The organism is Methyloprofundus sedimenti, from assembly GCF_002072955.1.
Lineage (GTDB): Bacteria > Pseudomonadota > Gammaproteobacteria > Methylococcales > Methylomonadaceae > Methyloprofundus > Methyloprofundus sedimenti.
In genome coordinates this window covers 343571-366354 of record NZ_LPUF01000001.1, presented here as the reverse complement: position 1 = coordinate 366354, position 22784 = coordinate 343571, and the positions used below count along the sequence as shown (strand labels likewise).

General features: G+C 39.5%; 23 protein-coding genes, 1 pseudogene and 1 riboswitch. Of the genes and pseudogenes, 14 read left to right on the top strand and 10 right to left on the bottom strand.

Annotated features, from left to right (window positions below):
- Nucleotides 1–158: 158 nt before the first annotated feature.
- On the top strand, nucleotides 159–755 hold the full coding sequence (locus AU255_RS01520; protein WP_080521233.1) for an MBL fold metallo-hydrolase: 597 nt from the start codon (nucleotides 159–161) through the stop codon (nucleotides 753–755).
- A 13-nt stretch (nucleotides 756–768) separates the two neighbouring features.
- Here AU255_RS01520 and ilvA read toward each other — a convergent pair whose 3' ends face one another.
- Nucleotides 769–2292, bottom strand: coding sequence for a threonine ammonia-lyase, biosynthetic (gene ilvA, locus AU255_RS01515; protein ID WP_080521232.1), 1524 nt, complete (start codon nucleotides 2290–2292; stop codon nucleotides 769–771).
- Between the two features lie 142 nt (nucleotides 2293–2434).
- Here ilvA and AU255_RS01510 point away from each other — a divergent pair, with 142 nt between their 5' ends.
- The 5 genes from AU255_RS01510 to rfaD all read left to right on the top strand — a co-directional run bounded on the left by AU255_RS01510 (nucleotide 2435) and on the right by rfaD (nucleotide 7282).
- Nucleotides 2435–3199, top strand: coding sequence for a glycosyltransferase family 2 protein (locus AU255_RS01510; protein WP_080521231.1), 765 nt, complete (start codon nucleotides 2435–2437; stop codon nucleotides 3197–3199).
- Nucleotides 3200–3252: 53 nt separating this feature from the next.
- Nucleotides 3253–4122 carry a glycosyltransferase family 9 protein gene (locus AU255_RS01505; RefSeq protein WP_198942514.1) on the top strand — a complete coding sequence of 290 codons (870 nt, stop codon included), beginning with the start codon at nucleotides 3253–3255 and terminating at the stop codon, nucleotides 4120–4122.
- Nucleotides 4123–4172: 50 nt separating this feature from the next.
- A complete protein-coding gene (locus AU255_RS01500) occupies nucleotides 4173–4748 on the top strand; it encodes a D-sedoheptulose-7-phosphate isomerase (RefSeq protein WP_080521229.1) in 576 nt (191 codons plus the stop codon).
- Nucleotides 4741–6162 carry a bifunctional D-glycero-beta-D-manno-heptose-7-phosphate kinase/D-glycero-beta-D-manno-heptose 1-phosphate adenylyltransferase HldE gene (hldE, locus tag AU255_RS01495; protein WP_080521228.1) on the top strand — a complete coding sequence of 474 codons (1422 nt, stop codon included), beginning with the start codon at nucleotides 4741–4743 and terminating at the stop codon, nucleotides 6160–6162. Before AU255_RS01500 ends, hldE begins: the two co-directional genes overlap by 8 nt.
- A 172-nt stretch (nucleotides 6163–6334) precedes the next feature.
- Nucleotides 6335–7282 carry an ADP-glyceromanno-heptose 6-epimerase gene (gene rfaD, locus AU255_RS01490; protein WP_080521227.1) on the top strand — a complete coding sequence of 316 codons (948 nt, stop codon included), beginning with the start codon at nucleotides 6335–6337 and terminating at the stop codon, nucleotides 7280–7282.
- 252 nt (nucleotides 7283–7534) lie between these two features.
- On the opposite strand, the gene AU255_RS01485 is transcribed toward rfaD, so the two are convergent.
- Both AU255_RS01485 and AU255_RS01480 read right to left on the bottom strand, forming a co-directional pair.
- The gene (locus tag AU255_RS01485; protein WP_198942513.1) at nucleotides 7535–7924 is read right to left on the bottom strand and encodes a CBS domain-containing protein; all 390 of its coding nucleotides are present in this window, start codon (nucleotides 7922–7924) and stop codon (nucleotides 7535–7537) included.
- Nucleotides 7925–8638: 714 nt separating this feature from the next.
- A riboswitch (cyclic di-GMP riboswitch) is annotated at nucleotides 8639–8714 on the bottom strand.
- Nucleotides 8715–9077: 363 nt separating this feature from the next.
- On the bottom strand, nucleotides 9078–9917 hold the full coding sequence (locus AU255_RS01480; protein ID WP_158083023.1) for a phytochelatin synthase family protein: 840 nt from the start codon (nucleotides 9915–9917) through the stop codon (nucleotides 9078–9080).
- A 92-nt stretch (nucleotides 9918–10009) separates the two neighbouring features.
- Here AU255_RS01480 and AU255_RS01475 point away from each other — a divergent pair, with 92 nt between their 5' ends.
- Both AU255_RS01475 and AU255_RS01470 read left to right on the top strand, forming a co-directional pair.
- Nucleotides 10010–10228 (top strand): hypothetical protein, encoded by a 219-nt coding sequence (locus AU255_RS01475; RefSeq protein WP_080521224.1) that lies wholly within the window; start codon nucleotides 10010–10012, stop codon nucleotides 10226–10228.
- A 200-nt stretch (nucleotides 10229–10428) separates the two neighbouring features.
- A complete protein-coding gene (locus tag AU255_RS01470) occupies nucleotides 10429–10857 on the top strand; it encodes a hypothetical protein (RefSeq protein ID WP_080521223.1) in 429 nt (142 codons plus the stop codon).
- 357 nt (nucleotides 10858–11214) lie between these two features.
- Here the strand turns inward: AU255_RS01470 and AU255_RS20595 are convergent, their stop codons facing one another.
- The 6 genes from AU255_RS20595 to gshB form a co-directional block, all read right to left on the bottom strand.
- Nucleotides 11215–11598, bottom strand: coding sequence for a multicopper oxidase domain-containing protein (locus tag AU255_RS20595; RefSeq protein ID WP_233144524.1), 384 nt, complete (start codon nucleotides 11596–11598; stop codon nucleotides 11215–11217).
- Nucleotides 11595–12623, bottom strand: a complete 1029-nt coding sequence (locus tag AU255_RS01465; RefSeq protein ID WP_233144634.1) for a multicopper oxidase family protein — start codon at nucleotides 12621–12623, stop codon at nucleotides 11595–11597. Before AU255_RS01465 ends, AU255_RS20595 begins: the two co-directional genes overlap by 4 nt.
- Nucleotides 12624–12689: 66 nt before the next feature.
- On the bottom strand, nucleotides 12690–13568 hold the full coding sequence (locus AU255_RS01460) for an IS982 family transposase (protein WP_080521034.1): 879 nt from the start codon (nucleotides 13566–13568) through the stop codon (nucleotides 12690–12692).
- Nucleotides 13569–13653: 85 nt separating this feature from the next.
- Nucleotides 13654–13941: a twin-arginine translocation signal domain-containing protein gene (locus AU255_RS01455; RefSeq protein ID WP_080521222.1), complete on the bottom strand. Its 288-nt coding sequence runs from the start codon at nucleotides 13939–13941 to the stop codon at nucleotides 13654–13656.
- A 376-nt stretch (nucleotides 13942–14317) separates the two neighbouring features.
- Entirely contained in the window at nucleotides 14318–15184 is an 867-nt protein-coding gene (locus tag AU255_RS01450) for a TonB family protein (protein ID WP_080521221.1), read from the bottom strand.
- Nucleotides 15185–15188: 4 nt separating this feature from the next.
- Entirely contained in the window at nucleotides 15189–16142 is a 954-nt protein-coding gene (gene gshB / locus AU255_RS01445; protein ID WP_080521220.1) for a glutathione synthase, read from the bottom strand.
- Between the two features lie 313 nt (nucleotides 16143–16455).
- Between gshB and rpmB the strand changes: the two genes are divergently transcribed.
- Together rpmB and rpmG are read left to right on the top strand one after the other, a co-directional pair.
- Nucleotides 16456–16692 carry a 50S ribosomal protein L28 gene (gene rpmB, locus AU255_RS01440; protein ID WP_080521219.1) on the top strand — a complete coding sequence of 79 codons (237 nt, stop codon included), beginning with the start codon at nucleotides 16456–16458 and terminating at the stop codon, nucleotides 16690–16692.
- A gap of 13 nt (nucleotides 16693–16705) precedes the next feature.
- Nucleotides 16706–16860 (top strand): annotated as a pseudogene (gene rpmG, locus AU255_RS01435) (50S ribosomal protein L33).
- Nucleotides 16861–16967: 107 nt separating this feature from the next.
- On the opposite strand, the gene AU255_RS01430 reads toward rpmG, so the two are convergent.
- Nucleotides 16968–18278, bottom strand: a complete 1311-nt coding sequence (locus AU255_RS01430; protein ID WP_080521218.1) for a cyclic nucleotide-binding domain-containing protein — start codon at nucleotides 18276–18278, stop codon at nucleotides 16968–16970.
- 252 nt (nucleotides 18279–18530) lie between these two features.
- On the opposite strand from AU255_RS01430, the gene moaB reads away from it, so the two are divergent.
- From moaB to AU255_RS01410, 4 genes are all read left to right on the top strand, one after another.
- Nucleotides 18531–19055 carry a molybdenum cofactor biosynthesis protein B gene (gene moaB, locus AU255_RS01425; protein WP_080521217.1) on the top strand — a complete coding sequence of 175 codons (525 nt, stop codon included), beginning with the start codon at nucleotides 18531–18533 and terminating at the stop codon, nucleotides 19053–19055.
- Nucleotides 19055–19438, top strand: a complete 384-nt coding sequence (locus AU255_RS01420) for a DUF423 domain-containing protein (RefSeq protein WP_080521216.1) — start codon at nucleotides 19055–19057, stop codon at nucleotides 19436–19438. Before moaB ends, AU255_RS01420 begins: the two co-directional genes overlap by 1 nt.
- A gap of 123 nt (nucleotides 19439–19561) precedes the next feature.
- Nucleotides 19562–22201 carry an aminopeptidase N gene (gene pepN / locus AU255_RS01415; protein ID WP_080523245.1) on the top strand — a complete coding sequence of 880 codons (2640 nt, stop codon included), beginning with the start codon at nucleotides 19562–19564 and terminating at the stop codon, nucleotides 22199–22201.
- Nucleotides 22202–22210: 9 nt separating this feature from the next.
- Nucleotides 22211–22693: a PaaI family thioesterase gene (locus tag AU255_RS01410; RefSeq protein WP_080521215.1), complete on the top strand. Its 483-nt coding sequence runs from the start codon at nucleotides 22211–22213 to the stop codon at nucleotides 22691–22693.
- The last annotated feature ends 91 nt before the right edge of the window (nucleotides 22694–22784 follow it).

The following is a 22784-nucleotide window of genomic DNA, read 5'->3' as shown; positions in this document are numbered from 1 at the left end:
TGATAACTACGTTGCTGTGTCATAAACCTGACTAGGCATGCACAATTTTTATGTACATGCCATAAAATCCACACCTGTTATCGTACAAAGTATATAATCCTGATACCCCCCGCTTATCGTATTCGCTTTTTGAAGACTAAGAAACTTATTAAATTTATATGAAACAACTACATAGAAAAGACTTATTTGGCTGGTCAGAATTTAATCAAGAACGAAATCTGGATTTTCACAGTGTACTCTGGGTTCGTGAACAAGGGAATGTGTTAATTGATCCCTTAGCCCTGTCAGACCATGATTTTAAACATCTACAGGCATTAGGCGGTGCCAATATTATCGTCATTACCAATAGTGATCATTGCCGTGATGCAAAAAATATAGCGACACGTACCGGGGCGAAAATTTTCGGCCCAGCGGGGGAACAAGAAAATTTTCCTGTCAGTTGTGACCGCTGGATTACTGATAATGAAGAAATAGTTCCAGGACTTATTGCTTATCAGCTTGAAGGTTCAAAAACTCCGGGAGAGCTCGCTTTAATACTAGAAAACAGCACACTTATCACTGGAGACTTAATCCGTTCTCATGTGGCCGGTGAATTATGCCTACTACCTAATGCAAAATTAACAGACCGGGCTCTAGCGCAACAATCCGTAACACGACTTGCCAGTCTATCAGCTATTGATACGGTTTTAACGGGTGATGGCTGGCCTGTTTTTAAACATGCGGGCTCCGCACTAAAACACTTGCTTGAAGATTAAAAAAACTGATCTCCTAGCCTCGCCCGCCAGTAAATAATTGATAAGCTGGATTTTTAGTTTCCTCTGTATAAAGAAAACCCAGAGCATCAAAGCATAATTGCAAAGCAGGCTGTTCGGACTGTGTAATTTGGACACCAATCAATACTTTACCAAATGCAGCACCATGATTACGATAATGAAATAGACTAATATTCCATTGACTGCCCAATGAGGTTAAAAAGCGTAGTAAAGCACCCGGCCGTTCGGGAAACTGCAAACTATAAATCACTTCATTTAATTCATTAGGCGCATGCCCTCCAACCATATATCGAATATGCTCTTTTGCCAGTTCATTCTGAGTCATATCGGTAACGGAAAAACCTTTATCCTGTAATTCGCTGATTATTTCAGTTTTATCCATTTCATTCCCGCTACTTGAAATACCGGCAAATATTTGCGCGCGCCCCGAATCAAAATAGCGGTAATTAAATTCGGTGATACTGCGCTTACCTAATAATTTACAAAAAGCCAGAAAACTTCCCGGCTGTTCAGGAATGTTAACCGCCAGGAGTATTTCCCTGTGTTCACCCACCTGAGTTCGTTCGGCAACATAGCGTAAACGGTCAAAGTTAATATTTGCGCCACTCTCTATTGCTATTAAGGTCTGACCAGTAATTTGCTCTCTTTCCACATATTTTTTTAGTCCTGCAACAGCGAGCGCTCCAGCTGGCTCTGCAACAGACCGGGTATCATCGAAAATATCCTTTATTGCGGCACAGATTTCATCCGTATTTACAGTAATAACTTCGTCTACCAAATTCCTTGCCAGTCGAAAAGGTTCTTTACCTATTTGTTTTACAGCCACACCATCGGCAAACAAGCCAACTTGCTTTAATGTCACCCGCCTGTTAGCTTTTAATGCCTGATTTAAACAATCAGAATCATTCGGTTCGACACCGATAATTTTAATATCAGGACGAACAAATTTTGCATAAACGGCTATTCCGGAAATTAAGCCACCACCGCCTACAGGTACAAAAATCACGTCTATCATATCGGTTTTCTGACGCAGTATTTCCATTGCGACTGTACCCTGACCTGCGATCACATCAGGATCATCATAGGGGTGCACGAAGGTCATATTTTTTTGTTTCGCTATGTCTTTGGCATGCGCATAAGCATCATCAAATGAATCACCATGCAGAATCACTTTTGCACCCCAGGCGCGCACCGAATTAACTTTGATTTCGGGAGTCGTTTTAGGCATGACTATTAAAGATTTTATACCTAGCTTGGTGGCCGACAATGCGACGCCTTGTGCATGGTTGCCAGCAGAAGCTGCAATGACACCAAGCTGCTTTTCCTGTTCACTGAGAAATACAATTTTGTTATATGCACCTCGCAATTTAAAAGAAAAAACAGGCTGCAGATCTTCACGCTTTAAATAAATTTGATTGTTAAAACGTTTTGCCAGGAAAGGCGCATAATCAAGCGGGGTTTCCTCCGCAACATCATAAACTTTGGCTCTTAATATTTTTTCTATGTATTTTTGGGTCATGGGTTAAAGTGCTATAATCATTTTTCGCATATTATCCCATATTCCTTAGTCTGAAAGCTTATTACCCTGAACCTGAATTATGCTATTTTTAATCAAGTCGCCAACTTTCATCAGTTTTTCGAAGCTTTGAGTCAATAGAATTATGCATAATACAAAAATACAGCATATTTCCTGTGTAATCATTGCTAAAAATGCTGCAAGCACCCTGACAAATACTCTAGATTCTTTAGCTTGCTTTGATGAGGTTGTTTTATACAATAATAACTCTACAGATAGCACCCAAGACATCGCCATAAGCTATCCCAATGTTAAGCTGATTCAGGGTGAGTTTATCGGCTTTGGTCCCAGCAAAAACAAAGCGGCAGGTTTTTCAAAAAATGACTGGATAATATCATTAGATGCAGATGAAATATTGTCTGATGATTTTATACAAAATTTGCAGCAGACCAAGCTAAATGAGCTGTGTATTTATACGATTTTACGAGAAAACTATTATCAATCGGCAAAAATAAAATATTGCTGGGGAAAGGATATTATTCCCAGACTATATAACAGGAATAAAACTGCTTTTACTGATAAAAATGTACACGAAGCTATTATTGAAGATGGTTTTCATATTAAGCATATTAAGGGTGCAATAAAACATTACCCTTATGGCACCATTTCTGACTTTATTATCAAGCTGGATCGATACTCAACATTGTATGCAGAGGACAATGCCGGCAAAAAATCAACCTCGCCTTTAAAAGCTATTATCAATGCGCACTTTGCATTTTTTAAAACCTATGTTTTAAAATTAGGCTTTTTGGATGGCTATCCAGGTCTCATTATCGCTTTTTCGCATATGGCCACGACTTTTTATAAACATATGAAACTCTATGCAATGAATAAAAGTCTGAAGCAATGAATATATTAATCACTAGACACGATAAAATTGGTGATTTTATAACCATATTACCCATGTTAAAGATTTTAAAAACGCAGACTAATCATCGGGTGATTGTGCTGGTTTCTAAAATAAATTATGACTTGGCCAGATCAATCGACTATATAGATGAGGTTATTTTATATTCTGAAAACCCTCTACAACTCATAAAAAACATTCGCCAACAAAAAATAGATACCAGTATTTCATGTTTTATTGATACACGGCTGGGGACAATTTTATTTTTGTCAGGCATAAAAACGCGAATATCTCCAGCAACAAAAATAGCACAGCTATTTTTTAATCAGACCGTTAAACAAAGAAGAGGCCAGGTTAAAAAAACGGAATGGCAATATAATATCGACTTACTTAAAGCATTTTCACCAGATATAAATTGCCAGCTAGATAGACCTTTTTTACAGTTTAATAATCTAACACCCTGCTCAAATATAAAAACCATTGCATTCCATCCCGGTTTTGGCGGCAGTAGTGATGGTAATTTAAAACTGGTCGATTACCTAAAGCTTGCAAAATCTATTTCTGCCATACAAGATATCAAGGTGGTTTTTACTTTTGGACCTGACGACAGCGAAAGTAAAACCTATATACAAAGCCATATTGATTTCCCCGCAGAGCTAGTGGATTCAAAAATGTCATTAGTTGATTTCTGCAAATTAATTGCCTCTTTTAATCTGTTTGTGAGCACCTCAACTGGCCCCATGCACCTGGCAGGGGCTTTAAATATTAAAACATTATCATTTTTTGGTGACCACTTGTTCGCCAGTTCTAAACGCTGGGCAACAATCAGTGATCCAGAAAAACAGGCAAATTTTGAAGTACCTCAAAATTATGGGGAAGAATTTTATCAACGCGTAGAAAACAAACTAATTTCTCTCTGTAGTTAAATGTTCAATACACTATTCACTCGCACAATATATAAACAATTGAGATTCTAATGTCGACAGTAGCAAACGATTTTTCTGATGTGATACAAGAACACCTGCAGATTATTAATCAGTTAACTGGCTCTAAGCCTCTGATCACTGCGGCATCCAAGCTGATCATTAGCACTCTGGTATCTGGCCACAAAATTCTGCTCTGCGGCAATGGCGGGAGCGCTGCAGATTGTCAGCATTTTGCTGCCGAGCTGGTTATTCGCTACCATAAAAATCGCCGCGCTTATCCTGCCATTGCCCTGACTACAGATAGTTCAATTCTGACAGCGCACCCCAATGACTTTAGTTTTGATAGTCTTTTTTCTCGCCAGGTTGAAGCACTGGGTGCTGAGGGTGATTGTTTAATTGCAATTTCAACTTCGGGCAATAGTGAAAATATAATGCAGGCGAGTATCACAGCTAAACAAAGAAACATGACGGTTATTGGTTTAATGGGAGGAGATGGAGGTCATTTAAAATCCCTGGTTGATATGCCTATTATCATTCCATCCAAGACCACAGCCCGAATCCAGGAAGCGCACATGATAATTTATCACTGGTGGTGCGAAATGGTAGATGAGGTTGATCATGATTAGTGAAATCCCGGGGTTTAAAGGATTAAATATACTGGTGGTCGGTGATCTGATGCTCGACTATTACTGGTCCGGGCAAACGACACGCGTATCGCCTGAGGCACCAGTACCTATCGTCAAGGTTGCAAAAAAAGAGGCACGCGCGGGTGGCGCAGGAAATGTTGCCTTAAATATTGCCTCATTAGCTGCCAACGTTACGCTATTAGGTATAGTCGGTGATGATAATGAAGCCAATGAACTACAGAATCTATTAGAAGCTAAAGGCGTTACTTGTGATTTCATTAAAAGCAATAATGTGCCAACTACGTGTAAGTTACGCATAGTTGCACAACACCAGCAGCTCATACGCCTGGACTTTGAAGAGTCTTTAATAGATTTTGACTACACAGAGTTGTTGAGACATTATAAGGCAGCATTGGCTACAGCAGATGTCGTTATCTTCTCGGATTATGCCAAGGGCGTTTTAGAGCATATTCCACAATTACTTGAGTTAGCAAATGCACAAGGGGTGCAAAGCTTTGTTGACCCTAAAGGTACAGATTTTTCTCGTTATCAGGGTGCAACCTTAATCACCCCCAATCGATCTGAATTTCAGGCAGTTGTCGGGCCATGCCTGAATAATGAACAAATAATAAGTAAAGGGCAGTCATTACTTGCGCAACATAATATTGAAGCTTTGCTGGTTACTTTAAGCGAACATGGAATGGCTTTAATTAAAAAATCGGAAGCTCATTTCTTACCTACTCATGCGCGTGAAGTCTTCGATGTCACTGGTGCTGGTGATACTGTTATTGCAAGTATGGCATTGGGTGTTGCCTCAGGACTGGGATTACAACATGCCATGCACCTGGCTAATATGGCCGCTGGCATAGTTGTAGGAAAATTTGGCACATCAACCGTTTCCAGCCATGAGCTTAATCGTGCATTACATGGTGATAAGGAAAATATTAGTGGTGTCGTGTCAGAAGATGAACTAAAAAATGAAATCGAGTTTGCACAAAAAAGTGGCGAAAAAGTCGTGATGACCAATGGCTGTTTTGATATTTTACATGCCGGTCATGTCGCCTATCTTGAACAGGCCAGGCTATTAGGTGATCGTCTGGTGGTAGCTATCAATTCTGATGAGTCTGTACAGCAATTAAAAGGGCCTTCCCGCCCGATTAATAAATTAGCAGACCGTATGACCATTATTGCCGCATTAGGTTGTGTGGATTGGGTTATCCCTTTCTTTGAGGAAACTCCTGAACGTATTTATAATACATTTTTACCCGACATACTGGTAAAAGGCGGCGACTATAAACCCGAAGAAGTTGTCGGCGCAGAAGCCGTTATTAACGCAGGTGGTAAAGTACAAATCCTTGATTTTGTTGATGGCAAATCTACCACGACGACAATCGAACGTATTAAAAATCAGTAAACCATGTAAAAAATGGAGCTTCGCTTATCTGCTATTGTGCGGATAACATAAGCAACATTTAAAGATAGCAAGATGAATTTCTGGGTCACGTTTTTTTCATTGCACAAACAAACTCACCCAAGCTGCGCTATTCTCAATTTTTTTAAGAACAAAAAAAACAAGGCTAAAAGTTATGATTATTGTCACAGGCGGTGCTGGATTTATCGGTAGCAATATTGTTAAAACCCTCAATCAACAAGGGCGTACTGATATTATTATCGTTGATGATTTAACCGATGGTGCAAAGTTCCGTAATATTGTGGACTGCGATATTGCTGATTATTGGGATTTAAACGACTTTCTTAACCGGATACAAACCAATACCGGCTTGCCTCTTAAAATAGATGTCATTTTTCATGAAGGCGCTTGCTCATCTACAACAGAATGGGATGGTAAATTCATGATGCAAAATAATTATGAGTATTCCAAAACCCTGTTACATTATTGTCTGGAGCATTCTATCGCCTTTATTTATGCGTCTTCGGCTGCAACTTATGGCGACACTAAACAGTTTACTGAAAGCCGTGAATATGAAGGCCCACTGAATGTTTATGGCTATTCTAAATGGCAATTTGATCAATATGTACGCAGACTGAACCTGGACAAACAGACTCAGGTTGTCGGCTTACGCTATTTTAATGTCTATGGCCCCAGGGAACAGCACAAAGGCAGTATGGCCAGTGTTGCCTTTCACTTGCATAATCAATTATTAAAGGGGGAAAACCCCAAGTTATTTGAAGGCTGTGATGGTTATGAAAATGGCGGACAATTACGAGATTTTATTTACATTGATGATATAGTCGCAGTGAATTTATGGCTATTTGAACACCCTGAAGTCTGTGGTATTTTCAATGTAGGAACGGGTAAGGCCCAATCCTTCAGAGACGTCGCTGAGGCAGTGATTGAGTTCCACCAAAAAGGGCAGATTGAATATATCCCTTTTCCTGAACATTTAAAAGGAAGTTATCAAAGCTATACTCAAGCCGATATGAATAATTTACGCCAAGCTGGCTATAATGCAGCGTTCAAAACTGTTCAGGAAGGAGTTGCCTTATATTTAGCTTATTTGAGCAAGAAGTAAAAAGAATAGGCAACTTTATTCAAATTTGCCCAAACCTCTCCGAGTGATCCCGATGAATCAAGTCTTTTTGATTTAATTCTAATGAATTTAAATGACAATATGGTTTAGTGCATCACCGCTAAAAATTGATATCTGGTGATTTGAGGAATAATTAGGGGGTCTACTCTAGTAACCAAAGTAGACCTCGTCTATTTATTGAAAAAATCAAACTTCCTGCATCACAAAAAAGCGGATATCCAGTAATAGTTTTTATTAATATTGATCGTTAAGATATTTTATTAAATCGGTCATTGTGACGATACCAACAAGTTGTTTTTGCTTATCGATAACCGGAAGAGAATGAAAAGCACCCTCGGCAAGTATTTTGGATGCCTGCCTTATAGTATCGGTCTCACTAAGTGCAATCAACTCGGTGACCATGATATCTTGAATGGTGAATTGCTGATCAACAATGGCATCAATCGTACGTTCATCAGCACCGTTAATAACAATATTCAGTTTCATCAGATCGGTGTAGCTTATTAGTCCGACTAATGTTTTCCCATCAACGACCGGGACATGTTGGATATTTGATTCGCAAATAATGTGGCGTACATCACTTAATTTTTGGTTCTTATGAACAGTAACAACCTCAGAGGACATTATTTTTGAGATCGCTTCGTTTTTTTTCATGATGTGTAATTTCCCTAAAAATGGACATTATTAAAAATTAAAGGCAAGCAGAGAATATGCATCAAACTCGCATTAGTTACATTATTTGCAACATGGACTGTAGTGCTTGTGGATATGTCTAAAACAAAAATAACCCGCATTTATCGGGTTGATTTTATTACACTCAAATTTACAGTTATGACAATTGAATTGATGTCGAACCCGTAAGTTTCTGTTCCAACGCTGAAAATCAGGGAAACGGAGCCTAAGCGAAGTGATGATTTTTAGTCCCTGATAGGCGACAGGGCAATTCGCTGATTCGACGTGTGCTAGCAGCACGCGAGAGAAGCAAGAATTGCATTCCGAATAGCCGTCAAGCCATTTGAGGTAGCCTTGACGAAGCGGCTTTTGTGCGTAGTCGTTGCGGACGCAGGGCGTTCAGGGCATCCCCTAGTCGCTGCGTATGTGAATGAATGAAGGCGACAGGAGTCCCGGAATTTCGTGAGGTAGCATGGCGCGCCTGTTCCCATGCTAGTTCTGAATGAATTCAGGTGTTGTTGCTTTTTTCTTCAGTCATTTTTAAAATCCTAATTATTATTTTAATGACTACTCAAAAAATATTTAACACTTTTGAGTAGTAAGCAGGTGTGCAATATTGATATATTATTAAAATATACACATCATTAAATCCATTCCTGAATCACTTTCGGCAGCTCGGCTTCCCCATTTAGGCCCCGTCACTTTCTGTCCCTGCGTTACAGCAGGTTTAGCTTTTCGTTGTCTCCTAGTTAAGGTATACGCTTATTAAAAAACTTTCAACTGAGTATTTATGTCAACAATAGGCGCTTTCAGGCATTAAAAATTAGGGTTGTATTGAGACAATTTACAAGTAAGTTTTAACAAAAAACGATATCAGGTCACAAATCGCGCTACGAGTTCTTTAGGGCTATCCCTGCTTAATTTTTAATTCGTGACCTAAGGAATGATCCGCTGCACTTTTCAAACGGTCATTAACGGGATGCGGCAGCACGGCCCGCTTTGCTTTTAGAGTGATTTTTATCGTGGGTTGCAGCTAAAATGCTATTGGAATGCTTAGCACAACACTTATAATAGTATTCAAATTGAGAGTGTAATAAGAGCTAATTTACTGGCTCTTTTTTTCTTTAACTAGCAAATAGCCACGATTCTCATGAGTATCAAATGTACGCATGGCCTGTATTAATAGATCCGCTTTTACCCAGACCCAATCTGCTTTATTCGGGGTAACATCCATGACAAGAAATGAATCGGACGCTTTATGATATGCGCCTAGAGGTGATATATGCCCACCGCCGGCCTGGTTTAAAACAGTACGTTTATAATTGACAATAACATAATCATTAGGCGTTCTTAAATTCTCAATAATTTCATTTTTAATACTTGTATTATCCAGGGCTTGATTAACGATACTGACTTTTACACTTAATCCATGTTCCCGGAATAACTCAGCTAATTGACGTACCTGGAATCCTCTGTCTTTTTTAGACTTACCTTTTTCATCAATGATGATATTACCTTTTGGGTCCAGCAATACTTTACCCAGTACAAATGCTCTGGATTTTGGGCTATTCAGAAATATGTTGTTTTGAGTATAACGCTGGAAAAAAGGAGACCATTTTTTGCTCGCAAGGAATTGTAAATCAGATTGATTAAGCAGCGTTTTGTCTTCAGGGATTTGAATAGATCCATTTCGTACTCGCAATGAATTGAGAACAATAGCGGCCGAAGTGGGGCCGCAAAAAATCTTGTTGTGCTGGCTTTCAAAATGATTAGCTAATTTAAAGAAATCGGTTTTATATCTCGATTCCTCCAGGCGACTAATGCCTTCAGAACTTCCCCAGCCGACAATAGGCTGGTCATCGGGTTCTACTGTGTTTTTTGAAACGGAGCATGCTGTTATTGAAAGTATGATAATACTATGTAATAAGCGTAATGTGCGTTTCATCATCTCTAGAATAGGGGTTAAAATTATATCTGTTGTGTGACGCTAGGCTGACGTATTCTGTTGGAATTTTATCTACCACAATAGAAATTACAATGAGGAATAGGCCTGAGAGTAATGATAATATTTTTGGGCTAAAATCTCCAGAAGAAAGCACCAAAGATTCAAACTGCAAAAACAAAGAAGCCCGTTCATATCATCCAAAACTTGCCTTTATAGAAGGAACTAAAGAAATTCTACAGGTCTGGTGCCGATCGAGTGATGCCTATACGAGCAATAGTGTTATTGAATTTACCAAACAAATACTGGCATAATTGCCTAATCGGATGCGCAATATTTATTGAGGTGACAGTGGTTACTTTGTGGGCGAACTACTGGATACGAAGACATATCTATTTGATAAAGGTACAAGGTACAGCTCAAGAATTAACTGCACGACTCACCGAACGGAGTTGAGCGCTCATAAAAGGCCAACCCGATGGGAACAGTGTGAGTTTTAATATCCTTGTGGCGAATGGTCTCGCTCTTGCTATTCGTAGCGGTCAGTTTTAAATTACCGAAAAATGTAACTGACCCTCAATCCGAACTTTGGGATATGTCAGAGGATAGTTATTTGTGTTATGTATCATCAAAACCCCAAACACAGTGGCAAGCACATAAGAAGTATCTCGAACGACCAACTTGCGAAACATGGATTGAAAAAGCAAAAGTCCACGTGGGTTTAGGAAAAATCAAGACGGATCAATTCCTGGCTACTGCTGAATTATTTCATTGCACTCCTCGAATATACCATGCAGTCCGCTGGTTGGCTCAATTGAGTGACAACAAAGTATGGTGCAAATGGGAACCTAATTTACAACTTATTTACTTGATTCGGGTTGCCGGAAAATTACTCACCGGGAATGTTCAATCAAGAGTCAAAATATCAGCCGATCCACTTTAATAGATTTCCGGATCAAAAGTCATGTCATTTGGCCGGATGTTTTACTAACCTAAATCCAAAAATAGCTAGTGAATAAGAATACATACTTCTGAGTTTAAGTCTGAACCGAGTAAAACTTTACCGATTGACCAAAAAAATAAAAAATCTTGAGTAACTGGTGATTTTAACTGTCTAAGAATATTTTTTCTGTTCAAATCTATGCTTGCAGAATGTAGGTAAAACTACAAGCACAGATCATAGAATACTAACAAAATACCCCATCATTCCTCAGCCTTGCATCCAAAATCTATTGTTTAAACACATGGATTCAAGCTAAAAATATATAGGAACAACGAAGCACCTTGTAGGGGGACCTTATTAGCCTATATAAAACTGGCGCATCATGCCTAAGTCTTCATGTTCAAGATTATGGCAATGATATAAAAACAAACCTTTGTAATCCTGAAACGGCTTGGCAATAACAATCTCTTCACCCGGCATCACTAAAACAGTATCTTTCCAGCCTGTATCGATAAAACCGTCTTTTACCGTTTTATACTCTTCCTGACGCATTCCTTCGATCTCTCTGGATAACACCTGAAATTGCTGACCATGCAGATGTATCGGATGCGCCATGGATAACATCATCCCACCACCCATTCCTCCACCCATCATACCCATACCTCCACCACCTTCCATGTTCATTTTGCCATCGGACATATCCATATCTTTATCCATTTTTTCGCCCTCTTCCATCTTCATAGGGCCGTGGTCATGAAATATTTTAATTTTTTAATCGAGCCAAGTTCAACTCTTTCAAAATCCAGCACTCGATTCATGGAAAAAGATTTGCCATTTAACATTGGACGCATCGGCTTCATATCGATACCTATCGGTATCGGTTTATTAGGATTATCTACACTCGCCTCGGTTAAACGTTCAAATCGACCTAATGTTTTCGGTAATTCAGGTGAATCACTGACTTTTTCGGTAATCTTAAATGTGGCAATTGGAAATTTATCACCCTGACCTAAACCAGACCCCATCATTCCCATCATGCCACCGCCCATCATTCCTCCACCCATACCGCCAGAAGATTTCTTGCCCAGGCGTTGCTCTTCCATTTTCGGCGGCATCGCTCCTTCATAGGGCAAGCTGTACATAACTAACTTAGAGCCTACGGCACGACCACTAAAATCCAGCCATAAATCAATACGTTCACCAGGTGCGAACATTAAGTAAGGCCGCGTTTCTGGTTTTTCTAAAAGATGCGCATCAGTGCCAATCGCCGTTAACGGCGTACCATCATCCCAGCCTAATTTATAAATTCTGGAGTTCGAGCCATTCACTGCGCGAAAACGATAAGCGCACGTTTTTACCGAAAATTCGGCGTTTGGTGTACCATTGACTAAAATGTTTTCGCCCAAAAAACCCATCATTCTGCCGTGCATACCATGTAAATACTGTAACTGGTTTTGCGCGTTAAAAGTTCTATCCTGAATAACAAACGGCAAATCATACTCGCCCCGTGGTATATCTAATTTTAGCTCTTCACTGTCAGTGACCGTAATCAGCCCTGCTAGACCTTTATAAACCTGCTCTGCAGTTAAATTATGTGAATGCGAATGATAAAAGCTGGTGCCGGCATTATTCATGACTTCAAATTCATAAACATAGCTTTGTCCAGGCGCTAAAGAATACATCGGATGACCATCGCTGTGCTGTGGCACATGCAATCCATGCCAATGGATGGTCGATGGCTCAGATAACATATTCTTATAATAGATACGAACTTTCTGGCCTTTAACGTAATTAAGAATTGGGCCTAAATAACCTGAGTTCGGGATAAGACGTCATAACAAAGGTAATAAATCTTCTCTACGTAAGTTGAGTGCAGGCTTTTTTTCCTGGTAAGAATAAGCAACTAAACAAGCAACAATATTGATCATATAATTCGTAAGCGAACGATGTCTAGAGTGCTCAAGCTGAAAAATATTTTTAAGTTGATCATTGATAGTTTCAATAATGCTACGCTTTCTCAATAAAAGTGCATCAAAAGCAGCTATGACTCGTGGTTTCATATTTTTCTTGAGAGTTGTGATTAACTCAACATCATCGGTTGCTAAAAGTTCAGTGAGTTTTTTAGAAATATATCCTCTATCGCCAAAAAGCTTTCCAATCAGATTTTTAGCCAATTTTGGTACGGGTTTACGGTCATCAACATTCCCTTTCGTGATTGAAAAAGAAAGTATTTCCCCTCGATCATCCACAATAATGTGTAATTTAAACCCATAGAACCAGCCCGTAGAAGACTTGCCTCGTTGGGCCACATCTTTGAAAGTTTTATGGCGCGGAATACGAATATTTTTACAAACGCAAAGGGGTGTTGAATCAACAAATGCAATACCTTCACTTCGGCCACAACGTGTTTGCATAAAAGCCGTTAAAGGACCGATAATATCGGGCAATAATTCAATGAAACGGTTATAACTCGGCACCTTTGGGAAAGCTTTAGATAAGTTTTTGGGCAAGTAGCGTAAATAAAACCATTTAAATGTGTCATACCCTGACTGATGATAGTAAACAATCAAAGTAATTATTTCACTGGGGCTAATGCAACGCTTTTTCCGTCTTTTCTTTTCACCGTTTTCTATTTGGGTTTTCTCCCAGTGGGGTAAAAAGGTTTTACAAAAATCATCTACATCACAAAATAATCGGGTTAAACTTAGCATTGGGCAGTCTTAGAAAAAATAAATTCTTGGTTGTTTCTATTTTTTCAGATTTTCAAAAGACTGCCCACCTTTTCTTATCCCGAACTCAGGTTAAATAGTTATTCTCCAATTCAACCACAGTATTTTTAGGACCTTTTAAAAGTTCAGCGTAATACTTTTGAACTTTCGTTTTACGACCACTTTTTAAAATAGGGATATAGGCATCGCGCGATGTAAACTCAATTTCTATATCCGCATTAAAACCAGGAGTTGCTTTATTTTGAAATTGTCCCGCTTTGGCAAACAGCATTTCAGGGAAAACTGTTAATGCCGCTGCACCTAAAGCAGAGTGTTGTAAAAATTGACGTCTGTTATAGTTGATTTTATTCGTCATATATTCTTCCTCTCATTATTAACTAAGTTAAACTATAATTTAGTTATATTCTGGACTATACGCTCTTTTTTAGCTGACAATAGCCACAAAAAAATTTTAGATTTTACTCAGAAAAATAATACAAGAGGAGGATGATTATCATAATTCCTTTAAATGCTGTGGCCTTTACCATTCTCATTTCTGTGCACTGGATTTCAACCAACATGCCGGAATGACATATATAAAAAGTTTCTCGTTTACTTTAATGAGGAAGTGATGATGAAATACTCTGCATTACAGAACACAAAGGGTTCCCTTACTAATTCTCGCGGAGAGCGCGGGAGGACTGACACAAAGATCTTGCTTAGCTGCAATACAATTGTGTAATTTAAAATGTTTATTGAGTATACAATCCTGATTCATCAGAAAATTTCCACACCCGGGTAATGACTAAAACATCAACTTCCTGAAGTAATGCTTTAGGCAAAGGCGGAAAAGGTGCACTTAACCTGACGATACGCTTGGCAGCTTGATCCAGAGCAGGATAACCTGATGATTTACTTATGCGTATGCTGTAGATACTACCATTGGGCTTAATACCGACATCCATAGTCAGAGAACTTGAAAAGCCCGGACGTTTGGCTATAGCCGGATAATTAAGATTGCCCATGTTTTCTATTTTACGCTGCCAGTCAGTAATATACTGTGCTGCAAGATATTTATGAGTACTGACCGAATTAATAAATTTTATGCGCTTTTGATCACTACTGGGTTTTTTGTAGCGTATTTTTTCACCTAGCTGAGCCAATTGCTGTTGCAGGGCATCCATAGATAACTTCGGCCGACTTGTTTCGCTTGGCTTTAGAGTTTGTTCAGTCTTTTGAATTTTTTGCTCTGCGTGCTGTTGGCTTAATACCCGTTTATGCACAATGCTTTTTGGAGTAATCTTTTTTTGACCTGGCGGTTTATTTAGCTTTGTACCTGCACTTTTTTGTTTGCTTGCAGCGGGGACAGGTTTTGCCTGCTTTTTACCCGCACCTATCTGATTATTTTGAGCTAAAAACTCGGCCTTTTTCGGGGCTTTTTTTGCCTCCCGAGTTACTAGTGTAATCTCTATGGATTTACTGGCTTTGTCGGTTTTAGGCATACTAAAATTAACACCTAATATAATCAAAGTGTGTATAACTGCCGCAATAAAAAGCGTAACCAGCAAGGTATCATTATTAGACAAAGGTGAAGGTCGTTGAAAGATTTGTTCAGTCATACGGCTATATTTTAACGATAACTGTCTCAATATGATCCATCAATTGTGCACAGATATTAATACCAAACTGCTTATCCAGTTCTTGTACGCATGTTGGGCTGGTAACATTAATTTCCGTTAAATAATCACCAATCACATCAATCCCCACAAAAATCAGCCCTTTTTCTTTTAATACCGGACCAACTTGTTGTGCAATCCAGACATCCCTCTCGCTTAAAGGCTGTCCCTGTGCAAAACCTCCGGCAGCAAGATTGCCTCTAGTTTCGCCTTGAGCAGGAATACGCGCTAGCGCAAAGGGAATAGCCTCACCATTAACAATTAAGATGCGTTTATCACCCTGTTTTATTTCTGGCAAATACTTTTGCCCCATAACATGTTTCAGACCATGCTCAGTTATCGTTTCAATAATAACGCTGATATTTGGATCATTGCTACGCAGATGAAAGATCGAGGCTCCTCCCATACCATCCAGGGGCTTTAATATAATATCCCGGTGTTCTGCGAGGAATTCACGAATCAAGTCTGCCCTGCGCGTTACCAGCGTATCAGTACAACACTGTGGAAACCAGGAGGTAAAAAGTTTTTCATTGGCATCACGTAAAGACTGAGGCTTATTGATAACATACACACCCTCTTGTTCAGCATGTTCCAGTAAATAAGTAGCATATATATATTCCTGATCAACCGGCGGATCTTTACGCATAATTATGCAGTCTAATGACTGCAACTCTATCGTTTGTTGATCCATGACGGTATACCAGGCGACTGTATTGCGCTGCACCTGAATATTCAGGGTATTGGCATACGCTTTGCCATTGCGCAAAAATAAATCGCCCATTTGCATATAATGTAATTCCCAGTTGCGCGCCTGCGCTTCCAGTAACATTGCAAAACTGGTGTCTTTATGAATATTGATTTGGTCAATCGAATCCATGACCATGCCAAATTTAATTGTCACAATATTGATCTCTTTGAAAAATGTTTTTAAGCATAATGTAATATCTGTGTATACTCACCGCGTCCACTGAACTTTTCGCTGATTTATGACTATGTAACATAGTTCTAACATTCCTGACTAACTATATATCCATTCCTCTCGACATAAACCTTCTCGCTATATCAGAGCGGTTATCACCTGGTGAAGTATAGCGTGTTTTTCGCTACAAGTGAGTGATTATTTTAGGTAAAAAAATATATTATTGTTTACCTACATAAGAAAATTTGGTATAAAGTCAGGCTAACTTTGAATAAAGGCACATTAGAGGTAAATCATGTCCAAAATTTGTCAAGTAACGGGTAAACGCCCTATTACGGGAAACAATGTATCCCACGCGAAAAATAGAACGAAAAGACTTTTTAATCCTAACTTGCATCATCATAAGTTCTGGGTTGAAAGTGAAAACAGATGGGTACGTTTAAGATTATCTGCAAAAGGTATGCGCATCATCGATAAAAAAGGTATTGATGCTGTTTTAGTAGAAATGCGTCAGCGTGGCGAAAAATTTTAAGAGGAAATAACAAATGCGCGATAAAATAAAACTAGTTTCTTCTGCAGGTACCGGACATTTTTATACAACTGATAAAAATAAACGTACTATGCCAGAAAAAATGGAAATAAAAAATTTGACCCTGTTGTGCGTCAACACGTCATGTACAAAGAAGCAAAAATCAAATAATTACTTTTATTTGCCTGGTTGCATTCTTCAGTCTGTAATCTTCCACAGGCGGATAAGGTTTTATATGGCGACGTAAGCATTGACAATCCCTAAGGGTTTGTCAATGCTTACTGAGTTGCTCGAAGCTTATCTAGCGCTGCTTTTAACTTCTCCGTTTGCTTATAAAGCAACCTGTATTGCTTTTTATATAACTTCAATTCTGTCGTCAATCGCTCATTTTCTATTTTTAATGATTGATTCTCCTGTTGCAAGCAAGATTCTCTATCAGCAGACTCTATCATCTCAACTGCTTGCTCTGTTATTTTCTTAGCCGCTAGTTCAGTCTCATTTTCATCTATTGCTTCGACAGCTTCATTAGCTATACTCTGCATGCCACCGCTTAAAATAACTGCATTGATCCTGTTCTTAATCAATTCATAAGCAGCCGCATCACTCGATCTGCCGTCCGCACAAACTACAACAATCTTGCCAGGCTCTTGCCTTAACTCATTCATAGACATACGTAATGAGTATAAAGGAATATTTCGACTGCCTTCTAAATGATTTTTATTGTATTCATCAACCGAACGTATATCTACAACAAGCAACTCCGGGTTTTGCTCACGTTCTTGCTCTAAGTCACAGCAATCAATGTATTTTAGAGCAGGCTCTTTAATAAACTTGATAAAGCGATCGGCATCTATACGCGATATCAGCATATCAGTGACAGCGGTTACCGTCATATTTTTGGGCTCACCGGTTAATATCGCCTCTTCTCCAAATGACATGCCTTCAGAGAGTTCCAGATATTTTATTTCTTTTGCTCGTTCTGAGGCTTTTCGACTTAAAGCACAACGGCCTTTTTTAATCAAATAACAATAGTCCCGCTCATCACCCTGATGAAAAATAGTCTCACCTTTGCTAAATTTAACGTCCTCTAAACTCATTAAAACTTGCTGCAAATTTACCGCAGACAAGCGTTGAAACACGGGTGATTGAAGTATGGCTGCCAGCCAGTCAATGGATGCATCTGCTTCGGAATCGTCATCATTCTCAACCCTGTATACATTTTCTGCCTCGTTATAATCAATATCTGTTTTATCAAACACATCGAGTTTCAGGCTAAAAAAACTGACATTATCAAGTGCGCGAGCACAAACCTGGCGCGGAAACTGGTGTGCCAGTGCAAATTTCGCGGCATCAGTACCCCCGGTTATAGTTTCGAATATAAACTCATCAACTTCTAAAGAAACAGTGCCCTGTATGAGATAAATAAATGACTCTGTTGCATCACCTGCATTAAATAAACAACTCCCACTAGGCATTTCAGTTACATCACAAGTTGCGCATAACTCTTTAAACTGCTGTGATGGCATGGTTGCCAATGGAAATAATTTGCGTAGAGCTTGACCTTGTTCTGATTTAGGATTAACAGGCATAGAAACTCTTCAAAAATATGTTTGGCAAGATGTTAAAAACATAGCAATAGTTTGCAAATCTATTCTGTTCAATTGAATATTTATTCATATCAGCTAATTATAATCGAATGCTCTTGCTAGTAATATTTTTATACAGTTCTTCTTACGCTGCTCAGTGCCTGACAAATACCACACATAATCAAGTCCTGTTATAGACAACTCTTTTATGTAAAATAGAGTATTATTATTTCTACACACAAACAGACCGGTATTATGTCTCAGATTGACAAGCAATTTATTCCACTTAATATAGCAATTTTAACCGTTTCCGATACACGAACCGAAGCAGATGATGTATCCGGAAAAACGCTAGTAGAGCGATTAGAGAAAGCAGGGCATCATTTATTTGCTAAAACGATTGTGAGTGATAATATTTACTATATCCGTGCCGCTGCCTCCAGTTGGATTGCCGATGACAAAGTGAATGTTATTATCAGTACCGGTGGAACAGGTGTTACCGGCAGAGATGGCACTCCTGAAGCATTTGAGCCTTTACTGGATAAAACCCTGGATGGTTTCGGAGAAGTTTTTAGAATGCTCTCTTATCAGCAGATAAAAACCTCTACGATACAATCCCGTGCAGTTGCAGGCGTAGCAAATGCAACTTATATTTTTTGTTTACCTGGCTCTTCAGGTGCCTGTCGAACAGCCTGGGACAGTTTAATCAGCGAACAATTAGACTTTAGTACCAAACCGTGTAATCTTGTACAGTTAATGCCACGTTTATTGGAAAAATAATGCATCCCATCTTTCTTCTCTTAAGCACTGTAAGCGCATTTCTTGCCGTCGCAATGGGCGCGTTTGGGGCACATGCCTTAAAAGCTGTTTTAGCCCCGGAAATGCTATTAGTCTACAAAACAGCGGTGACCTATCAAATGTGGCACGCTTTAGGTTTGGGTTTTATTGCTTTGCTCAGACAACAACACCCTGCCGAGCGCATAATAGTTTATGCTGGCTGGTTAATGTTTACCGGTATTATTTTATTTTCAGGAAGCTTATATTTACTCAGCTTATCCGGTGTAAAATGGCTGGGGATGATCACTCCTATTGGAGGAGTCTGTTTTTTAAGCGCCTGGCTGTTAATTATTATTTTTTCATTTAAAGCATGCAATACAAGCTAAGCCTTAAAACACCGCCGATAGATGGGGCACAATGCCCCGTAATATTTATTTCGCACAACCGTCAGAGTACTAAAATGGCAATGCGAAAACTAGTTGATAAAGAATATCATGAACAATAAATACATGCCTGAAGCCAAGCCACAAACCATTTATCTTAAAAATTACCATGAACCTGAATATTTAATCGAAACCGTCGATTTAAATTTTATTCTTGAAGCCGAATATGCTCGAGTGGTGTCCCGGTTAACGATTACGCATAACCCGGATAATAAAGCCAGAAATGCTGCATTAGTGCTATTAGGAGAAGAGCTCACTTTAATAAGTATTGCTTTAAATGGAGTGACACTGACAACTAGTCAGTACAAGCTGAACGATGAGTCATTAACTATTGCCGATGTACCTCAAAACACAACTTTCACCCTGGCAATAGAAAATACCATTAATCCAAAAGCTAATAGTGCATTAGAAGGCTTATTTGTTTCTAATGATATGTTATGCACTCAATGTGAAGCGCAAGGCTTTCGTAAGATCACCTATTTTCTGGACAGACCGGATGTAATGGCGCGCTTTACCACTACGTTGATTGCTGATAAAACGCTTTATCCTGTTTTATTATCTAATGGCAATAAAGTAGCTCAGGGAGAATTAATTGATAATCGTCACTGGGTCACCTGGGAAGATCCGTTTAAAAAACCATGTTATTTATTTGCCCTGGTAGCCGGGCAATTAGAATGCATAGAAGATCACTTCACGACGATGAGTGGCCGTGATATTACTCTGAAAATTTTTGTGGAAGCGCATGATATTGATAAATGCGCCCATGCCATGCAGTCTTTAAAAAATTCCATGCGCTGGGATGAAGTTACTTACGGCCGTGAATATGATTTAGACCTATACATGATTGTTGCAGTTGGCCATTTCAATATGGGCGCAATGGAAAATAAAGGCCTCAATGTATTTAATACGAAATTTGTGCTGGCCCGTCCCGATACCGCTACTGATATGGATTATGAGCACATAGAGGGGGTCATAGGCCATGAATACTTCCATAACTGGACAGGTAATCGAATTACTTGCCGAGACTGGTTTCAATTAAGTTTAAAAGAAGGCTTTACGGTATTCCGTGACCAGGAGTTTACTGCCGATCAAACCTCCAAAGCTGTTAAACGTATTGATGACGTCAACGCACTTCGTACCCGTCAATTCGCAGAAGATGCTGGTCCTTTGGCACACCCGATACGCCCTGAAGCCTATATAGAAATCAATAATTTCTATACACTGACGGTTTATGAAAAAGGCGCTGAAGTGGTGCGCATGATACGCACTTTATTAGGCACCGAGAATTTTCATAAAGGTGCAGATTTATATTTTCAGCGGCACGACGGTCAGGCTGTCACTTGTGAGCATTTTGTGCAAGCAATGGAAGACGCAAGCAATAAGGACTTAAGTCAATTTAGACGCTGGTATTCGCAAGCAGGCACACCTGTAGTTAAAGTTGAACAAACCTATGATGCCGCCAAGCAATCTTTGACGCTTACTTTAAGCCAGTCTATACCTGGACAGAAAAATGCTGCCGTATTGCATATTCCGGTTAAAGTTGCGTTGTTTTCGGAAGATGGAACAATCATGGATGCTAGCGTAGTCGATACCGTTGCCATAAATAATGAGCTGACACTGGAGTTACGTGAACAGACACAAGACTTTATCTTTGAAAATGTGCCGGGTACACCGATATTATCGATATTACGTGGTTTTTCAGCACCGGTAAAATTGCAAATGTCACAGCCTTTAACTGAACTTGCTTTTCTATTGCGGCATGATAATGACAGCTTTAATCGCTGGGAGGCAGGACAGAAATTAACAGCCAGCATCATTTTTGAACTCATCGACACGATCAAACAAGGGAAGAGTTTATCTATTCCTGAGATCCTGATTGACAGCTTTAAAGCCATTCTCGAACAGACCTCGCCAGACCTGTCATATTTAGCCTGCTTACTTTCTTTACCCGCAGAAAATTATCTCGCGGAACAAATGCCTGTCGTCGATGTAGAGGCTATTCATCATGCAAGACAATTTGTCAAACGCAGTCTGGCCGCACACTTAACGGAACAGATTTCAGCCCTTTATTTACAAAACCATCAGCAAGAAACCGGGGAACTTAACTCAGCAGCCATAGGCAAACGTAGAATCAAAAACCTGTGCCTGGATTATTTAAGTCAACTGAATACAGATGACAGTCATCAGCTGGCACACAATCAGTTTGCCAATGCAAAAACAATGACTGACCAGATTGCCGCGCTGGGCTCGATAGTAAACTCTGAAAATCCAGAAAAACAAGCCTGCTTACAGCAGTTTTATCAACAATGGCAAGATGAAGCATTAGTCATCGACAAGTGGTTTAGCATACAGGCCTCGAGCACACAGCCTGATACTTTTACAGTAGTGCAATCTTTATTACGACACTCCGCATTTGATTTAAAAAATCCTAACCGGGTGCGTTCTTTAGTAGGGGCATTTAGTCAGGCCAATCCTGTTCACTATCATGCTAAAAATGGTCAGGGATATCAATTTCTAGCCGATCAGGTTATTGCATTAAATAGCCTTAACCCGCAAGTTGCTTCACGCATGGTGAGCGCTTTAACCCAATGGCGCAGGTTTGATAAACAGCGACAAGATTTGATGAAACAACAACTGGAACGAATTATAAATACTGACAACATCTCTAAAGACGTGTTTGAAATTGCCAGTAAAAGCTTAGCTTAATAGTGCCTTATGAACTTACGTCGCTTTATCTGGAATACCCCTTTATTGTCTGATCAAAAAAGAATCGAGTGGTTTCCTGCTTTTTGGCTAATGCGAATTAAGGTACTGGATTTATCTCCCGACTGGCGGCATATTAAAATACGTCTGCCGCACAGCTGGATTGCCACTAATGCCGGTGGGAGTTTATTTGGTGGTTTCCAGGCCTGCCTTGCCGATCCTATTGCAGCAATGGCCTGTACGAAACTATTTCCTGACTATGCGGTCTGGACACGATCGCTAAACCTGGATTTCAGAGTTCAAGGCTTAAGTGATCTCGAATTACGCTTCCATATTTCACCAGAAATAGAACAGCAAATTCGCGCTGATTTAGCACAGAAAGGCAGAAGTACGCCGCTATTTGAATATGGCTATTATTTAGCCGACGGTTCTTTATGTACGCATATCGAAACCAGGGTAGCAATCCGTCCTGCTGGTTATAAGCAAACCAAATAGGGTAGGCCATGCTTTTGTATGCATTGTCTTCAATTTATATCGTTTCGCTTACCATATAGGGCGTTAGGTTTTATAGGCACAGGTCTCGATG

What these genes read in the sequence shown, in the direction of transcription:
- AU255_RS01475 (WP_080521224.1), top strand. Translation starts at nt 10,010, where the DNA reads ATGAGGAATAGGCCTGAGAGTAATGATAATATTTTTGGGCTAAAATCT.
- AU255_RS01420 (WP_080521216.1), top strand. Translation starts at nt 19,055, where the DNA reads ATGCATCCCATCTTTCTTCTCTTAAGCACTGTAAGCGCATTTCTTGCC.
- rpmB (WP_080521219.1), top strand. Translation starts at nt 16,456, where the DNA reads ATGTCCAAAATTTGTCAAGTAACGGGTAAACGCCCTATTACGGGAAAC.
- AU255_RS01500 (WP_080521229.1), top strand. Translation starts at nt 4,173, where the DNA reads ATGTCGACAGTAGCAAACGATTTTTCTGATGTGATACAAGAACACCTG.
- hldE (WP_080521228.1), top strand. Translation starts at nt 4,741, where the DNA reads ATGATTAGTGAAATCCCGGGGTTTAAAGGATTAAATATACTGGTGGTC.
- AU255_RS01410 (WP_080521215.1), top strand. Translation starts at nt 22,211, where the DNA reads ATGAACTTACGTCGCTTTATCTGGAATACCCCTTTATTGTCTGATCAA.
- pepN (WP_080523245.1), top strand. Translation starts at nt 19,562, where the DNA reads ATGCCTGAAGCCAAGCCACAAACCATTTATCTTAAAAATTACCATGAA.
- AU255_RS01430 (WP_080521218.1), bottom strand. Translation starts at nt 18,278, where the DNA reads ATGCCTGTTAATCCTAAATCAGAACAAGGTCAAGCTCTACGCAAATTA.
- rfaD (WP_080521227.1), top strand. Translation starts at nt 6,335, where the DNA reads ATGATTATTGTCACAGGCGGTGCTGGATTTATCGGTAGCAATATTGTT.
- AU255_RS01505 (WP_198942514.1), top strand. Translation starts at nt 3,253, where the DNA reads ATGTTAAAGATTTTAAAAACGCAGACTAATCATCGGGTGATTGTGCTG.
- AU255_RS01520 (WP_080521233.1), top strand. Translation starts at nt 159, where the DNA reads ATGAAACAACTACATAGAAAAGACTTATTTGGCTGGTCAGAATTTAAT.
- AU255_RS01470 (WP_080521223.1), top strand. Translation starts at nt 10,429, where the DNA reads ATGGTCTCGCTCTTGCTATTCGTAGCGGTCAGTTTTAAATTACCGAAA.
- AU255_RS01460 (WP_080521034.1), bottom strand. Translation starts at nt 13,568, where the DNA reads ATGCTAAGTTTAACCCGATTATTTTGTGATGTAGATGATTTTTGTAAA.
- AU255_RS01450 (WP_080521221.1), bottom strand. Translation starts at nt 15,184, where the DNA reads ATGACTGAACAAATCTTTCAACGACCTTCACCTTTGTCTAATAATGAT.
- moaB (WP_080521217.1), top strand. Translation starts at nt 18,531, where the DNA reads ATGTCTCAGATTGACAAGCAATTTATTCCACTTAATATAGCAATTTTA.
- AU255_RS01480 (WP_158083023.1), bottom strand. Translation starts at nt 9,917, where the DNA reads ATGAAACGCACATTACGCTTATTACATAGTATTATCATACTTTCAATA.
- AU255_RS01485 (WP_198942513.1), bottom strand. Translation starts at nt 7,924, where the DNA reads ATGTCCTCTGAGGTTGTTACTGTTCATAAGAACCAAAAATTAAGTGAT.
- AU255_RS01455 (WP_080521222.1), bottom strand. Translation starts at nt 13,941, where the DNA reads ATGACGAATAAAATCAACTATAACAGACGTCAATTTTTACAACACTCT.
- AU255_RS01510 (WP_080521231.1), top strand. Translation starts at nt 2,435, where the DNA reads ATGCATAATACAAAAATACAGCATATTTCCTGTGTAATCATTGCTAAA.
- ilvA (WP_080521232.1), bottom strand. Translation starts at nt 2,292, where the DNA reads ATGACCCAAAAATACATAGAAAAAATATTAAGAGCCAAAGTTTATGAT.
- AU255_RS20595 (WP_233144524.1), bottom strand. Translation starts at nt 11,598, where the DNA reads ATGAAGATGGAAGAGGGCGAAAAAATGGATAAAGATATGGATATGTCC.